Source organism: Photorhabdus noenieputensis, assembly GCF_018448935.1.
Lineage (GTDB): Bacteria > Pseudomonadota > Gammaproteobacteria > Enterobacterales > Enterobacteriaceae > Photorhabdus > Photorhabdus noenieputensis.
Genome location: NZ_RCWC01000003.1, coordinates 123,632 through 140,797, shown reverse-complemented (window position 1 = coordinate 140,797; position 17,166 = coordinate 123,632). Strand labels below are relative to the sequence as shown.

At 43.2% G+C, this 17,166-nt stretch carries 11 protein-coding genes and 2 CRISPR repeat arrays; of the genes, 2 read left to right on the top strand and 9 right to left on the bottom strand.

Translation table 11 applies throughout. The features are described 5' to 3' along the window. Positions 1-16 precede the first annotated feature (16 nt). Both csy3 and cas6f read left to right on the top strand, forming a co-directional pair. On the top strand, positions 17-1,024 hold the full coding sequence (csy3, locus tag EAE91_RS04065; protein WP_214087361.1) for a type I-F CRISPR-associated protein Csy3: 1,008 nt from the start codon (positions 17-19) through the stop codon (positions 1,022-1,024). Positions 1,025-1,033: 9 nt separating this feature from the next. Then, positions 1,034-1,588 (top strand): type I-F CRISPR-associated endoribonuclease Cas6/Csy4, encoded by a 555-nt coding sequence (gene cas6f / locus EAE91_RS04060; RefSeq protein WP_214087360.1) that lies wholly within the window; start codon positions 1,034-1,036, stop codon positions 1,586-1,588. A 129-nt stretch (positions 1,589-1,717) separates the two neighbouring features. Then, positions 1,718-2,345: a CRISPR direct-repeat array (repeat unit 28 nt; unit sequence GTTCACTGCCGCACAGGCAGCTTAGAAA). 135 nt (positions 2,346-2,480) lie between these two features. Here cas6f and EAE91_RS04055 read toward each other — a convergent pair. The 9 genes from EAE91_RS04055 to EAE91_RS04015 form a co-directional block, all read right to left on the bottom strand. Continuing rightward, on the bottom strand, positions 2,481-3,278 hold the full coding sequence (locus EAE91_RS04055) for a PhzF family phenazine biosynthesis protein (RefSeq protein ID WP_214087359.1): 798 nt from the start codon (positions 3,276-3,278) through the stop codon (positions 2,481-2,483). Between the two features lie 322 nt (positions 3,279-3,600). Then, positions 3,601-4,949: a CRISPR direct-repeat array (repeat unit 28 nt; unit sequence GTTCACTGCCGCACAGGCAGCTTAGAAA). 107 nt (positions 4,950-5,056) lie between these two features. Beyond that, complete coding sequence (gene iolB / locus EAE91_RS04050; protein WP_214087358.1) at positions 5,057-5,884, bottom strand: 5-deoxy-glucuronate isomerase; 828 nt, start codon at positions 5,882-5,884, stop codon at positions 5,057-5,059. A gap of 47 nt (positions 5,885-5,931) precedes the next feature. Continuing rightward, positions 5,932-6,822: a myo-inosose-2 dehydratase gene (gene iolE, locus EAE91_RS04045; RefSeq protein WP_214087357.1), complete on the bottom strand. Its 891-nt coding sequence runs from the start codon at positions 6,820-6,822 to the stop codon at positions 5,932-5,934. A 166-nt stretch (positions 6,823-6,988) separates the two neighbouring features. Next, positions 6,989-8,893 carry a bifunctional 5-dehydro-2-deoxygluconokinase/5-dehydro-2-deoxyphosphogluconate aldolase gene (locus EAE91_RS04040; RefSeq protein ID WP_214087356.1) on the bottom strand — a complete coding sequence of 635 codons (1,905 nt, stop codon included), beginning with the start codon at positions 8,891-8,893 and terminating at the stop codon, positions 6,989-6,991. A 75-nt stretch (positions 8,894-8,968) separates the two neighbouring features. Further along, entirely contained in the window at positions 8,969-10,102 is a 1,134-nt protein-coding gene (locus tag EAE91_RS04035; protein WP_214087422.1) for a Gfo/Idh/MocA family protein, read from the bottom strand. 415 nt (positions 10,103-10,517) lie between these two features. After that, entirely contained in the window at positions 10,518-12,218 is a 1,701-nt protein-coding gene (locus tag EAE91_RS04030; RefSeq protein WP_214087355.1) for a solute:sodium symporter family transporter, read from the bottom strand. Positions 12,219-12,333: 115 nt separating this feature from the next. Then, positions 12,334-13,320, bottom strand: coding sequence for an inositol 2-dehydrogenase (gene iolG / locus EAE91_RS04025; protein WP_214087354.1), 987 nt, complete (start codon positions 13,318-13,320; stop codon positions 12,334-12,336). A 362-nt stretch (positions 13,321-13,682) separates the two neighbouring features. Further along, positions 13,683-15,617, bottom strand: a complete 1,935-nt coding sequence (iolD, locus tag EAE91_RS04020) for a 3D-(3,5/4)-trihydroxycyclohexane-1,2-dione acylhydrolase (decyclizing) (protein ID WP_244868655.1) — start codon at positions 15,615-15,617, stop codon at positions 13,683-13,685. A gap of 16 nt (positions 15,618-15,633) precedes the next feature. Then, complete coding sequence (locus tag EAE91_RS04015; RefSeq protein WP_214087352.1) at positions 15,634-17,145, bottom strand: CoA-acylating methylmalonate-semialdehyde dehydrogenase; 1,512 nt, start codon at positions 17,143-17,145, stop codon at positions 15,634-15,636. Positions 17,146-17,166 lie beyond the last annotated feature (21 nt).

Genomic DNA, 17,166 nt, shown 5'->3' with positions numbered 1-17,166 from the left:
AAAGAAGGATATCTACATGTCTAAATCAACTATTAAAACAGCTTCTGTACTGGCATTTGAACGTAAACTTTCTAACTCTGATGCTTTAATGTTTGCTGGAAATTGGAGTCAAATAAATGAATGGAAGCCTATTGCTATTCAGGAAAAAGCGGTTAGAGGGACGATCTCTAACCGCTTGAAAAACACATTAACCAGCGATCCAGCCAAACTGGATGCGGAGATTCAAAAAGCAAACCTGCAACGTGTCGATGTTGCCGCATTGCCTTTTGATGCTGATACCCTAAAAGTTAGTTTTACATTACGGGTCTTAGGCAATCTTTCAACACCATCAGTATGTAATGATCAGGCTTATCAAGCTGAACTGGCAAACGTGATTAACGGTTATATCGCTGAACATGGTTTCAAAACGCTTGCAGCACGTTATGCAGAAAACTTGGCTAATGGACGGTTTTTGTGGCGTAACCGAGTTGGAGCAGAAGAAATGAAGGTTCGCGTAAGTGGTAAGAGTGGCAAATGGTGGGAGTTTGATTGCGAAAATTTTAGCTTACGTGGATTTGGTAAGGTAGACGGTGAGTTAGCTGAACTTGCTGCCGAAATTGAAGAAGGATTGTCAGGCGATAGATCAACATTATTCAATGTTGAGGCATTTGTTCGTTTGGGGCATGGGCAGGAAATTTTCCCTTCTCAAGAGTTGGTTCTCGACAGTAACAGTAAAAAAAGCAAAGTGTTATATCAGGTCAATGAGATCGCTGCATTGCATTCGCAGAAAGTGGGTAATGCGCTCCGCACCATTGACACATGGTACCCAGACGCTATGGAATTAGGTCTTGGCCCAATAGCGGTTGAACCCTATGGTTCTGTCACCAGTCGTGGTAAGGCTTATCGTCAGCCTAAAGTAAAAATGGATTTTTATACTTTGTTAGATAACTGGGTTGTTAAAGGAAAAACGCCAGAAGTAGAGCAACAACACTATGTTATGGCGACGCTAATTCGTGGCGGTGTTTTTGGTGAAAAAGGTGAATAAGGGGATCAGATGGATTATTACTTTGAAATCCGTGTTCTTCCCGATCCTGAATTTAGCCAGCAAGACCTTATGGAAGCGTTATTTGCTAAACTGCATCGGGCTTTGGGGCAAGTAGGTAACGGACGTATTGGGGTCAGTTTTCCGTGTGCGAGAAAAACACTGGGGGATACGCTGAGAATTCACGGTTCAAGCGAAGCGCTGAATGACTTGCAAACATTATCTTGGTTAAAAGGACTCAGGGATTATACTGAGGTGATTGATATCAAGCTGGTACCTAAGGATGCTCGATATCGTCGTGTTAGCCGAGTGCAGGTAAAAAGCAATGTTGATAGGATTCGCCGTCGTTCGATTAAAAAAGGATGGTTAACGGAGGAACAAGCTCGGCAGTGTATTCCAATAAGCAAGGAACAACGTACTCATTTACCGTTTCTGTACCTTAAAAGCTTGTCATCAGGACAAAGTTTTCCGTTATTTGTCGAACAAGGGCCAATACAAGACAAACCGACGTCAGGAGTTTTTAGCTCATATGGATTAAGTTCATCAGCTACCATCCCTTGGTTTTGACCCTTTTTTAGCGGCTAATTATAACTTATTGATTTATTTAAGGGATTAGCCGCTGCTAATAAAAAGGGTTTTTCTGCTTTTTATCATTATGTTCTTTAATAATCAGTAAATTAAAGGTAGTATCTAACAGTTCACTGCCGCACAGGCAGCTTAGAAATGAATCAGCATAGCCAAAGCAGCCCGAACATGGTTCACTGCCGCACAGGCAGCTTAGAAAAGAAAATCGATAGAAGCATAAAGCCTTATATAGTTCACTGCCGCACAGGCAGCTTAGAAAATCGTGCGACGCGAGCAATCTCATCAGGGAAAGTTCACTGCCGCACAGGCAGCTTAGAAAGCGTTTATTGAAGAAATTCACGATATCGAAGAGTTCACTGCCGCACAGGCAGCTTAGAAAACGTGAACGTTTCAGACATTTATCTTCTCCATGTTCACTGCCGCACAGGCAGCTTAGAAAATTCATTGCCGAAATCATCCGTCAACCAATCTGTTCACTGCCGCACAGGCAGCTTAGAAATGAAAAAGGAATTCGGTTCGAAGGAAGTTTCCGTTCACTGCCGCACAGGCAGCTTAGAAAAGCAGCGACATTGCCATTCGTAAATTCGCCGTGTTCACTGCCGCACAGGCAGCTTAGAAATCCACTGAGTTTCAGTTGGATGGTCTTACCTAGTTCACTGCCGCACGGGCAGCTTAGAAAATTTCGCGAGACGAATACGCAATTCAGCATCAGTTCACTGCCGTACAGGCAGCTTAGAAATGCCAGCGGCTTATCTGTGATTGATGCACGCCGTTCACTGCCGTACAGGCAGCCAGAATAAAAGAGTTTTGCTTTAATAGCAGAACTCTTTTTTCCTTAAGGTTTTGTATTAATAATATTAGTGACGTGTTTATCTTAAGAAATATTTAGGGAATTGAGGACGATATGCCCGTAGGAAAATAATGTAGCTTTGCCTGATAAATGTACCCGATCTCCATGCAATTCACACATAATGTTTCCACTGCGTTTTGACAATTGGCGTGCATACAATCTCTGTTTATTTAAACGGTCGCCCCAAAATGGGGCCAATACACAATGTGATGATCCGGTTACTGGATCTTCTGGTACACCCTTAGCAGGTGCGAAATATCGGGAAACAAAGTCAATTTGTTGTTCACCTGGTGCTGTTATGACAACTCCTGGCAAAGGCAGAGTGGCTATTTTGTCAAAATTAGGTTTTGTATTTAAAACTTGTTCTGTGGTTTCGAGTAAACAAATGTAGCGATTATGAGAGACAAAAAGCTCGGATATTTTCTGACTTAATGCATTTTCGATATTTGCTTGTAGAGCGAACTCTTCTTTGTAAGTAGTTCTGGGTAAATCAAGTGTATAAGTACCGTTGTCATGATAAACGGCAATATTCCCGGAGCGAGTTTGAAATACGATAGGATTATCAGTAACAGATAAATGTTCAACCATCACGCAAGCTGTCGCTAATGTTGCGTGCCCACATAAATCAACTTCAACTTTTGGTGTAAACCAACGTAGGTGGTTATCGACCAGGAAAGCAGTTTCAGAGAGATTTATTTCCATAGCAATAGATAATAGAGTTTCATCTGGAAGCCAATTATCTAATATAACAACAGCGGCTGGATTACCAGAAAATGGGCTATCGGTGAATGCATCGACATGATAAATGGGTAGCGAAGTCATTTGTGTCTCTCTTAAAATATAATTAGTCATGAAAAAGGGAGCAATCTTCTTAATTTTTATAAAAAAATTACCCGCTATTTTATACAACTATATGTGATCGTAAAAAGAGTAAGCAGCTCAGTTTTAGGATATTTAGTTGGTTTTTTGAAGCATTGGGTATCATTGCATTAACCAGATGTGCGACCCTATTTTTACCCTTTTTTTGCGGTTGATTTTAACTTGTTGATTTTTATATAATATTATATGGTGCTAATAAAAAGGGTTTTTCTGCTTTTTATCATTATGTTCTTTAATAATCAGTAAATTAAAGGTAGCATCTAACAGTTCACTGCCGTACAGGCAGCTTAGAAACGAAGGCTGCTAACACTGTCCCGAGACTACCAGTTCACTGCCGTACAGGCAGCTTAGAAACTGAATAAAGAAACAGAACACTTTTTCTCTCAGTTCACTGCCGTACAGGCAGCTTAGAAAGCTTGACTCATATTGACATTTCGATTTGATCAGTTCACTGCCGTACAGGCAGCTTAGAAAATGACGGTTTGAACGTAAAATCAGCTCTGTTAGTTCACTGCCGTACAGGCAGCTTAGAAATTTTGCTCAACATAGACAGTTCCGGTTTTACCGTTCACTGCCGTACAGGCAGCTTAGAAAGTTTAGAGAGGCATTCTTTATTCGACGGTGTAGTTCACTGCCGTACAGGCAGCTTAGAAAGGATTGGGATGATGCTTTTAAATCGGCAATAAGTTCACTGCCGTACAGGCAGCTTAGAAATCGAAGAACACATTTCTGGTGGCGCACTAAAGTTCACTGCCGTACAGGCAGCTTAGAAATTTGAAACCCCGCATAGCGGGAACATCGTCATGTTCACTGCCGTACAGGCAGCTTAGAAATTGGTTTGGTCAAGAATTGCGGGTTCAGTGGTGTTCATTGCCGTACAGGCAGCTTAGAAATTTTGCATATTGTGTAACTCTTCCGCTGTTGCGTTCACTGCCGTACAGGCAGCTTAGAAATAATGCTGAAGCGATTGAAGGAACCTGCCTTAGTTCACTGCCGTACAGGCAGCTTAGAAAAAGACCCCAAAGGCAACTGTCGATGCGGTATTGTTCACTGCCGTACAGGCAGCTTAGAAATCATCGGTTAAGCGGGAACGGCGGCGAGTGTTGTTCACTGCCGTACAGGCAGCTTAGAAAGTACCGGGAAATTTATAATTTAGACATCGAATGTTCACTGCCGTACAGGCAGCTTAGAAAATCCTGAGATAGTTGGAACTAAGCTTAAGAAAGTTCACTGCCGTACAGGCAGCTTAGAAAGTTATGTACATTGACACTAAAGCCTATGGAATGTTCACTGCCGCACAGGCAGCTTAGAAAACAGAAAACCACTTAACCAGTATATTAGCTAAGTTCACTGCCGCACAGGCAGCTTAGAAAAGCCAAGGATGTGACGCTGTTTCAGTTCCCGCGTTCACTGCCGCACAGGCAGCTTAGAAATTTGTTCTCTGCGTCTGTTTATCAGCATATCTGTTCACTGCCGCACAGGCAGCTTAGAAAGTGAGTTACCGCTTGAAGACGGTTTCTAAGTAGTTCACTGCCGCACAGGCAGCTTAGAAACGATAGCATTCGGGTTAAACCTTGATTCTTCTTGTTCACTGCCGCACAGGCAGCTTAGAAAATACGAGCTAAAAACTCCCGGTATTGGTTTGTGTTCACTGCCGTACAGGCAGCAGCGCACTCGATTGAGTGCGCTAAAAAAGCAATCTATTTTCTTCTCGATATGCATCAATTGATATGCTTTTGTGCATATTCTTCACTATTAACCCATTGGTGGTCTTTTTCCCAGGTAAATAGCCACTTACGAGTTGGCCCGGCCATTACGTTGAGATAATAGTTGTCGTAACCGGCAATGGTTGCCACTGGGTGATAGCCTTTGGGCACCATTACCACATCCTTGTTGTAAACAGCCATTGATTCATCCAGTGAACGGTCATCGGTATAGACGCGTTGTATGCAAAACCCTTGAGAAGGGTTCAGGCGATGGTAATAGGTTTCTTCTAAATAGGTTTCCTGTGGCGCATTGTCGGTATCGTGTTTATGACTAGGGTAGGAACTGGTACAGCCTTCATCGGTAAAGACTTCAACCACCAACAAGCTATCAGCAGGTTTATTATCCGGTAGGATGTTGTGAACATAGCGTCGGTTGTAGCCATTGCCACGTTGTTCTGCATCAATATCCTGTGGCGTAATTAGTCGAGTCGGGTAGCTTCCTTTACCCGGCGCTTGGCATACCGCGAGTTCAAGTGCGGTATCGGCAATAATTTCAATAGATTCCCCCGCAGTGATGTAAACAGCATAAGGTTTTTTGCGTTCAAATGGCTGCATGCGATCGCCAATATGCTCAAACCGTTGATGTGGCGTAGTCACTGTGGCTTTGCCTGCCACCAAAACCAGACAGGTTTCATTTTCTGATGCGGGTAAGGTGATTTTTTCACCCGAAGCCAACTCATAAACATCAAAATGGACATACTTCCAGTTTGCTGATTCCGGCGTGATATGTTGAGTTCGTTTGTTTTGATCCGGTGCATGATATTTTGATAATAATTTGGACATATTATCTACCCTCAGTACTATTTTTGTATGAATCAGGTTGTGATTAATTAAACCAATCCGGCATCTCTGGCAAATTTGCGCAAATTGTTATAACCCATCGTTGCGTAGGTGAATGGGTGAGCAATAGCAGGATCTTGTTCTGCTTCAACTACTAGCCAGCCTTCATAATTTTGTTTTTTCAATACTTGAAAAATTGCCGGATAATCAACGCAACCATCTCCCGGTACTGTGAATACACCACTCAGCACGGCATCAAGGAAACTGGTTTTACGATTTTTTATATCGTTGAGTACGTCAAGGCGGATGTCTTTACAGTGAACATGATTAATGCGTTTTACCCAGCGTTCTGCGATAGCCAGCGGATCAGCGCCAGCAAAAGTCAAATGGCCGGTATCCAGCAACAATCCAACTTCATCTCCGGTATTTCCCATCAGATGATCAACATCTTTCTCAGTTTCGATGACAGTTCCCATATGGTGGTGATAAGCAATCTGAACACCTTGTTCTTGAGTGTAACGGGCAAATTCAGTCAATTTTTCACCGTATTCTTGCCAGCGGCTAGCTGGAAATTGCGGACGAAGATGGACCGGTTTATTTTGATCGCCGTGAATGCAGTTTGTCACTTCCGCAAATACCATGACATTAGCCCCCAGTTCGCGTAGCAGGGTCAGGTGGGATTGTACCGCTTTAATCTCTTCCGCTACCGAACGGGTGAGTAATTCGCCAGAGTACCAGCCAGATACCAGCCTAAGATCATGGGCGGTAAGAATGGGGCCTAATATGTTGGCCTGACGAGGGAATTTATGGCCCAATTCAAAACCGGTAAAACCTGCTTGGCGGCCTTCGATTAAGCAGGTTTCCAGTGGTGTGTCCGCGCCGAGAGTGGGTAAGTCATCATTAGTCCAGGTCAGAGGGTTGATACCAAGTTGAACAGCCATGATGGTGCTCCTAGTTGAATAAAATAACTTTATACCCGTCATCTTTCAAGTTGCCTCTTTGTTGGCCGCACTCGCTCACCCCGGTCACATAGTTTGCTATGCTCCCGGGGATTCACTCCCTTGCCGTCGCGATGCATCTTGAAATCCATAGGGTATCTTAATGTTGCTATCCGCGCTGACGCCATAGGCTAATCAGGTTGTGATAGTTGGTTTTTATTTTCTGGATCAAACGGTTATCATCAATCTCGTTTTTTAGCCATTTTAGGGATGGTTGACCAAATAGGGTTCTTCCGACAGCAAAACCTTTGACGATAGATTTGCCGGCTACGGCATTAAAGCCTATTTCCAGCTCTTCTTGTGAAGCATCGAGACCAAGAATAACGACGCCACGGCAATAGGGGTCTCGCTGCTGGATGAGATAGTTAATGTTGTCCCAACTTTCAGAACTGAGAGGTGGGAGTTTCCACCAATCCGGTTTAACTCCAAGGTTATAAAATCGTCTAAGTGCGCGAATATAGAACTCATCTGAGTGTTTCATTCCCGCAGGCAGAATCACTTCCAGTAAAAGTTCGTGACCAGATTTACAGCATGCGGCATAAATCTCCCGAATTTTTCTCTCTTGCTCCAGGCGGAGTGGATGAGCATCTTCTGGATGGAAAAACACCAGGCATTTGACGATGTGTTCCAGTGGCCAGTCAATAAGTTGGGAACCGATGTTACCGTGTTCCAGACAAAGCGGGCGAGAGCCGGGTAGCTCAATTGGGCGGCCTATCCACCAACCTTGACCGGTAATTTCGTTTAAAACATCCTGACCAAATGTGCTGTCACATAACAGACCTATTTTTCCTTGTAACCCGGCTTCTGTGGCAACTTCTCGGCTGGCGCGCAATAGAAGTTGTTTTAATGATGAGATACGTTTGATGCTGGCATTTGCTTGTCGGGCTAATTCGATAAATTGAATACGGTGATCAAATGCCATGACGCACAGTTCGTCCCATTGATTTTTACGGGCGCTGATGCGATGGAGGTGATTAAGTGTTTCATCCAAATCAGGGCGTAGTATTTGATTGGCGCGTGATAGGTAGTTATCAAGCTCTGTTTTATCTGGCATTGCCGGTGCGCACCCATGACGAGAAACGACTAATGCGCCACAAGCATTAGCGTAGGTACAGGCTTTTTCCCAATCTTCGTTATTAAGATAACCGCGTAATAAGCCGGACATAAAAGCATCCCCTGCACCGAGTACGTTAAGCACATCGACAGGAACACCCTGTATGGTAATGCCATCATCCAAATCGTTAGGGATTTCATCGGTAAAGACAGAGCATCCCCGTGATCCCCGTTTGCAAACCAATACAGCAGACGTAAGTTTACGAATGTTGTGTAGTGCTTCGATAGTCTCTGTGGAACCACCGGCAATATGGAACTCTTCTTCTGTGCCGACAATGAGGTCAAATAGTGATAATACTTCCTGTAACTGAGCTGTTACCTGTTCTGATACGATATAACGTGTTTCACCATCTCCCAGAGAAGTTAACCCCCAAAGTACCGGGCGATAATCAATATCTATGACCGTTTTCACACGATTACGGCGAGCGTAATTGAGGGCCGTCAGCACGGCATCGCGGGTTCTGGGATGGGAAAGATGTGTACCGGTGATCGCCAGACAACGGGACGATGCAATGTATTCTTCACTAAAATCATCACGGGTAATTGCCATATCGGCGCAGTTATCACGATAGAAGATCAGGGGAAACGTTGTTTTATCTTTGATTCCTAGCAGCACCAGTGCCGTAAGGCGTTCTTTATCAATGGTTAGATGGCTGGTATCACAACCAACACTTTGCAACTCTTCCCTAAGGAAACGTCCCATATGCTCATCACCGACTCTGGCTAGCATGGAGGATTTAAGCCCCTGCCGAGCGGTACCGTAGGCAACATTACCGGAAGAACCCCCAAGATATTTTGCAAAACTTCCCATGTCTTCCAGACGTGCTCCGATTTGTTGGCCGTAAAGGTCAACGGCGATTCGTCCCATGCAGATGACATCAAATTTTTTTTGCTGCTCCATTGAACAATTCCTTATAAGTACCAGCATCAAGTATTGCTATGACGAGCTCCGACAGTGGAGCCTTGATAAGAGGGATTAATTAATTTCAGTGATATTCACCCAACGTTGCTCTTGATAAGAGCGAGCAATGGCATCCAGAATACGTGAGACTTTCCATCCTTCGGTGAAATCTGGCCATATCTCTTTATTGCTGGTGATGCCATTAATCAAGTCTCTGATTTCCACGGCTTTTTGATCATTGAAGCCGATGCCGTGACCTGCACCATGACAGAATGGTGCATAGTCAGGATGTTCCGGTCCAATAAGAATAGTTTTAAAGCCTTGGCGGTTTGCCGGTTCATCGTGACGGTAAAGTTTTAGTTCGGCCATTCTTTCTTGTGTGAAGCTCAAAGCGCCTTTTGTTCCTGTAATGGTGTAGCCCAAACCCATTTTGCGACCGCAAGCAATACGGGAGGTTTCAATAATACCCATTGCTCCGCTGTTGAAACGTACCATAGCATGTGCTTGATCTTCGTTTTCTACGGCAACCATAATGCCAGAACCGGTTTTTTCCGGGCGTTGTTTGATAATAGTGGCCATGTCTGCGCAAACAGTTTGGATATCACCAACCAGGTACTGCGCCATATTGATGATATGAGCAGCAAGATCGCCTAATGCGCCTAATCCAGCTTTATCTTTGAAACAGTGCCAGTGAATAGGGGTGAGTGGATCAGCCATATAATCTTCGTTATGAGTGCCGTAGAAGTGAATGACCTCACCAATTTCGCCATTCGAAATGATCTCTTTAGCCAGTTGTGCGGTAGGGTTTTTTATGTAATTAAAACCGACTAATGTTTTCACTCCGGCTTTTCTGGCGGCTTCGACCATTAATTTTGCATCAGTTGAGTTGAGTGCCAGTGGTTTTTCACAATAAACATGTTTGCCATGTTTGATCGCTTCGAGAGCCATCTCTTTATGCAGGAAATTTGGTGAGCAGATATCAACAACATGAATATCGGGATCTGATACTAATTCGCGCCAATTGTCAGTAAAGCGCCGGAAACCTAATTTTTTAGACCGTTTTGCGGCGAGTTCGGCAGAAACTTCCGCTACCATTTCACAAACTAGTTTGCCTGCCAGAGGGAAAACCGTAGGTGCTTGTGCGTAAGCAATGGCATGCGTGCGTCCGATGTAACCGGTACCGATTAGGCCGATACGAATCTCTTCCATATAGCTGTTTCTCCGAATAAAAGCGGATTGGTCGTTTGTTGTTGTAGTCAATAGTGTTTGCCAGTTAACCTTGGTTGTTGTCATATACCTGTTATAGGAAACATTTGTTCCATTTTCAACTTAAATGAAAATATTAATTTCAAGGTGTGATCTGCTAAGGAATTTTTTAGCTAACGTCGCGTTATATAGGGTTAATTTGCTAATAAGTTAGGTACTATTCAGAGATAAGAACAGAAAAAATAGAATATTGGAATTTTTGTTCCATTTATGGCTTGGTATATATGGAATGTGGTAGTTAGCAAAAGGAGTCGCTATACTCCCCAGGATTTCCTCTTTCGAATATAGGATGTAGGGAAATCCTGGTAGTGGGTTATGCTGATAATAATGTTGGAATAATAAAATCAGTTAGTTATCTTTATTCGGTTTTTTGCGGTGTACTATTTATCACAAGCTTCCTGAATAGCGTCTTACCTATCTGGTATAGCGCATAAAATAGTATTAATGCAGCAAACAGGTAATAAATAATCATAATTACCTTGGGAACATTATGTGCGAGAAATATGTATATCGAAATTGAACATAATGTAATTAACCATGCAACCGGTTTCACCATAGACCACGGTGTAATATTTACTTGTTCGGTATAGACATCTTCAAATGGTTTAGTTGGAAAAAAGTAGCCAATAGCCAGCATGAAAATAACATTGAGAACGAATAAAATGCCAACCAAGTGAAAAAAGTGCAGGTTAATTTTTAAAATGAAATTACAGATAATATAGGCAGACATACCGAATAATAGGCCAAGTTTAGCAGCAATAGGCGGTACTCGTTTAGTCATCAGACCGACTAATACCACACTGAGAATGGGGGCGTTAAAAATCCCCTGTAATTGTTGAATGAGATAGAACAGACCATCCGGTGCATTAGCGACTAACGGTGCGACGATCATCGTGATTAACGCTAACCCGATCCCCAGATATTTACTCATAGCGACTGTTTGAGTTTCGGTGGCATTTTGGTTGATTCGCTGTTTATAAATATTGACGATAAACAGAGTCACAGATGAATTAAGTCCTCCGCTGAATGTGGAAAATACAGCGCCAACGACCACAGCGGCAAAGAAACCAACCAATACTTCCGGTAGAATTAAATGGACTAATTCTGGATAGGCGTTATCTGGATTATCTATTTGTCCTTTGAAAATATGGAAAGCAATAATGCCGGGTAGAATAATAATAGACGGCATAATGAGTTTAAGTAAAGCACACAACATAACGCCTTTTTGTCCTTCGGCTAGATTTTTTGCGCCAAGGGCTTTTTGAACAATGGATTGATTGGTACACCAAAAAAACATATTGGAAACAATTAGGCCGGTAAATAGCGTGGAGAAAGGAACCAGAGAATCTTCACTGCCGATGGAGTTAAATTTATCAGGATTAGATTGATAAACTTCAACTAATCCTTGCCAGGCGTTGCCATTACCAACATAGAGTAGGGCAAAAATAGTTACCATTAACCCGCCAACGATTAAGCCAATGCCGTTAATGGTATCCGCGGCGGCAATGGCTTTAATACCGCCAAAGATGGCATAGACCGCACCTAATCCACCAACACCCCAAACCATAACCCATAGCGCTGTAGTTTTATCAATACTGAATACATTGGAAACTTGGAATAGACTTTCCAATGCAATTGCACCGGTATATAGCACAATGGGGAGTAGTGAAATAATATACATAGCCAGGAAAAGAATTGAGGTAATAAGCAGCGTATTTTTATCAAATCGGCGTTCAAGATATTCTGGGATGGTTGAAATACCAAGTTTCAGATATTTAGGCAGAAAATAAATAGCAAATAGAACAATTGTCACGGCAGCTATCACCTCCCAAGCCATAACGATAAATCCGGTTCGGAATGCTAATCCATTTAAACCGATTAAATGCTCTGTGGACAGGTTCATTAATAACATAGAGCTACCAATATAAACACCGGTGAGAGATCGCCCGCCAAGAAAATAGCCTTCTGTGGATTCTGTCAGACGGGCATTATGGGTTTTGTAATAAGCGAAGCCTGCTACTAATAGGGTAAAACCAATAAATGAGAGAAAAGCTAACATACTATCCTCCAAGCCTGATTGACTGTTTTCAGGCAGCAATATGCTGACGGGAAAGCCGCCTTTCCCGTTTTTAGGGTGAAAATAAATGTGAGTCAGTTAGAGATGTAGGCCTGTTTTATAATCTGATTTCTTTACCTGAATGTAGGGATTCGAGAGCTTTATCAGCCAGATAAAGTGCCTGTTCGCCATCAGCGCCACTACATTCTGGTGTGGCGCGACCAGCCATGACATCGACAAAATGATCCCATTCAGCAATGTAGGCTTCCCGGTAACGTTGCAGGAAGAAATGCTCTGGTTTGGCTGTTAAACAACCGCTGTTTTCCCAGAGTTCAACACTGTTTTCTTTAATGTTGCCAGCGCTAAGTAGCCCTTTTTCACCATGCAATTCAATCCGTTGGTCATAGCCGTACCCGGAACGACGGCTATTGGTAATGGTTGCCATTGCCCCTGATGGGAATTTCATAATGATAAAGGCGGTGTCAATATCACCCGCTTGCCCAATTGCTGGATCAACCAGATTACTGCCTTGGGCGTAGATTGAGTAGGGTTCCTCACCGATAATGAAACGTGCCATATCGAAGTCATGTATTGTCATATCCCGGAACATACCACCAGAAACTTTGACATATTCAGCAGAAGGAGGAGAGGGATCACGGGAAATAATCAGCAGAGATTCGGCTTTTCCTATCGCGCCAGCGTCAAATAGTGTTTTTACTCGGCGAAATTGCGGATCGTAACGACGGTTAAAGCCAACGAATAAGGGAACCTGATACTGTTTAACAGTTGCAAGGCAATGACGAACACGTTCAATATCAAGATGAACCGGTTTTTCACAGAAGATTTTTTTATGATGTTTTGCTGCGAGTTCGATCAGGTCTGCATGAGTATCTGTTGCTGAGGCGATAAGAACACCATCTATTTCAGGGTCAGACATTGCCTGTTCAATAGTTTGTCTTTTTGTTTGGTATTTCTGTACTAAAAGTTCAGCATTTTTCTGATGTGGATCGACAACGGAATAAAGAGAAGTTTCTTTATGATGAGTGATATTCACTGCGTGTACTTGTCCAATTCGTCCTGCGCCAAATAGTGCAATGTTGAACATGGATGCTCCTTGATACCTGGGTATCTGCTGATGAGATACTTTAAAATATATCAAATAGAATATTTATTTCAATTTTTAAATATTTGGAAATTATATTTTTGAGTGCGGCGTAGCATTTTGTTAATAACAATATTAAATTTGTGTTAATTAGATCACGTAAAGTAAGATTGCTGCTGGATGAATTTGGATATTTATCTTTTAAAAACAAATTATAAAGTGCATTCAACTAAGTAGTTACTACACTTGGTCATAGGGATTGAAAGGAGAGAAAAGAAATTCGTTTTTGGAATAAGAATTTCAAAAATAGCATTAAAATGATTAGAGAAGGGAAAATGGCCTGCTGTCTTACAGGCCATCACTTTTTAATATTGGCGTGTTTTGGTTGCAACCATCTCCTTTATTTTCTTTGCAGCAGATTCTATAGCTGGATTTTTGGCTACCTGTGCTGTGCCTACTCGCCACCAAGATTCATAATCATGCGTCATTGTTTTAGGTAACACTTTGATATCTATGAGTACTGGTACAGTCAGTTTTTGGGCTTCTTGTAACGCATAAAGCAGTTGTTGCTTATTGTGGACTCGGTAACTTTTGCAGCCGTAGCTTTCTGCATTTTTGGCGAAGTCGACTTTAATCAGTTTGCCATCCATGTTGCCACTTTCTGGGTTCCGGTAACGATTTTCTGTTCCGAAACTGCCCATCCCTTGGCTCATTTGCAAATTATTGATACAGCCAAATCCCGCGTTATCAAATAGCAACACGGTGATCTTGATATTTTCCTGTACTGCGGTTTGCAGTTCAGAATGCAGCATCATATAAGCACCATCACCGACTATGGCATAAACCGGTTGGTTGGGGCAGGCTAGTTTAGCACCAATAGCAGCGGCTATCTCATAGCCCATACAGGAATAGCCATACTCAAGATGATAGGTATCCGGTTGTTTGGGTTGCCATAATCGCTGTAAATCGCCAGGAAGGGAACCTGATGCACCAACAATAATCGCTTCGGGCTCAAGATATTTGTCTAATAATCCCAATATTCTGGTTTGTGTCAGGCGGGTTTGTAATGTCTGGCTGTACTCTTCCAATTTATCATCAAGATGACCGGGAATTTCTGGTGTGAAATCCTCCTGATACTCAATTTCGAACAGACGATTTAACTCTTTTCTCCATGCCTCTCGCGCCTGATGAATCTCATTTTGATAACCACTGCGATAATGCAATTGAGTAAGCTGCTTTGCAATAGCGTTTAACCCTGCTTGGGCGTCTGATACAACGGGGATTGCATCCAGTTTACAGGCGTCGAATTCCGCGACGTTGATAGTAAGAAATTCAACTTCTGGATGTTGAAATAGCGATTTGGATGCAGTGGTGAAATCAGTAAACCGGGTGCCAACGCCAATAATCAAATCGGCTTCTTTGGCTATCAGATTGGCAGCAAGACAGCCGGTTGTGCCTAAACCACCACAATTAAGGGGGTGTTCGGCAATTACAGCACTTTTACCTGCCTGTGTTTCAGCAAAAGGAATATTGAAGTGTTCTGCAAACTGACGGAAAGCGTCATGTGCTTCTGAATAACGCACCCCGCCACCGCAGATAAGCAAAGGTTTTTTCTTGCGGCTTATGAGTCCCACGGCATCGTTAATCATGGCGATAGAAGCAGGGCGGCGTTCAATGCGGTGAATTCTTTTTTGAAAGAAATAGTCAGGAAAATCCCAAATCTCGCCTTGAACATCTTGTGGCAAACAGATTGTGACGGTACCGGTATCCGCAGGATCGGTTAGAACTCGCATCGCATTAATCATAGCGCTCATTAGTTGTTCTGGTCTGGAGATACGATCCCAGTAACGAGAAACAGGGCGGAAACAGTCATTGGTGCTGATAGTATAGTCATGGAACTGTTCAACCTGTTGTAAGACTGGATCAGGCTGACGGCAGGCGAAGAGATCTCCGGGTAATAACAGCAGAGGAAGGCGATTGGCTGTGGCAGTTGCCGCAGCGGTTACCATATTGGCGGAGCCAGGGCCAACAGAGGAGGTGACGGCAAAAATCTGTTTGCGTTTTTTCTGTTTAGCAAAACCTGTGGCGATATGGGCCATACCTTGTTCATTGTATCCTTGGTAAACGGTTAAGTGACCGGGATCTTGCTCCAGCGCTTGCCCTAATCCAACAACATTACCGTGACCAAAAATGGTAAAGATTCCTCTGATAAATGGATATTGTTCTCCGTCTGCTTCCACATATTGCTGGTTCAAGAACTTCACCAATGCTTGAGCCGTTGTCATTGTTGATTTGCTCATATTACAGAACTCCATCTTATTCCATTGTTGGCATCACAAAACTACTGGAATGATGTTCTAACCTGATACTTGCTGGCCAACGGCTGGTAACGGTTTTCATGCGAGTGTAGAAGCGCACGCCATCATTACCGTGAACGTTAAGTGGACCAAAAATTGAGCGTTTCCAGCCGCCGAAGCTGTGGAAGGCCATTGGTACCGGAATGGGGATATTGATGCCTACCATACCCGTTTGTACATCTTCGCTAAATTGGCGAGCTGTTTCTCCGTCGCGGGTGAATATCGCGGTACCATTACCATATTGATGGCAGTTAATTAATGTTAGCGCGGTGGCATAATCGGGTACACGAACAATTGACAGAACGGGACCGAAGATCTCTTCTTGATAGATTTTCATCTCTGGCGTGACGTTATCAAATAGCGTCGGGCCAATAAAATAGCCATTTTCATAACCCGGAACCTTGAGTTGACGGCCATCAATTAACAGGCTAGCCCCCTGTTTTTCGCCACTATCGATGTAATCACAGATTTTAGCTTGGTGTTGGGCAGAGATAACTGGCCCCATATCGTTTTCTTTAGTTGCGACAATACCGGGACCGACAGATATTTTGCTGATCTGTTGACGTAATTTTTCAATCAGCGCATCTGCTGTTTCATCCCCAACCGCCAATACAACAGACAGTGCCATGCAACGTTCACCGGCTGCGCCAAAAGCCGCACCTGTAATAGCATTGCTAGCCATATCAAGGTCGGCATCTGGCATCAGAATACAGTGATTTTTTGCACCACCGAGGGCCTGACAGCGTTTCCCGTGAGCTGAGGCGGTAGTGTAGATATACTCAGCGATAGGAGTCGAACCAACAAAGCTGACAGCTTGTACCCGTGGATCTGTTAGTAGTGCGTCAACAGCTTCTTTATCGCCGTTGACAACATTAAATACGCCATCGGGTAAACCGGATTGTTTAAGCAGTAATGCTAATTCAATCGCGAGAGAAGGATCTTTTTCTGAAGGCTTCAATACAAAAGTATTCCCTGTCGCTAATGCGATAGGAAACATCCACATAGGAACCATTGCCGGAAAGTTGAAAGGAGTAATGCCGACACAAACGCCTAAAGGTTGCATTAAAGAATGGCTATCTATGCCTGTTCCGGTATTCGCGGAATGTTCACCTTTTTGTAGATGAGGAATGCCACAGGCAAACTCAACGACTTCCAGACCGCGAGTTAATTCACCGATGGCATCTGAATAGATTTTTCCATGTTCTTCTGAAATCAATAGCGCCATTTTGTCTATATTGGCCTCTAGCAATGCTTTGAACTGGAACATGACACGAGCACGTTTGAGAGGTGAAATTTTAGACCATTCACTGTAAGCCTGATGAGCAGCTCCAATTGCCTGTTCAACTTCATGGGCTGTGCTTAGTGTTACCTGACGTATCTGTTTTCCCGTCGCTGGATTAAAAACCGGAGAAAAGCGGGTGCTATGACTAGGAATGAGTTGCCCATTAACATAATTCTGTACTTGTTCCATTCTGAGCCTCTTTTGCGGATT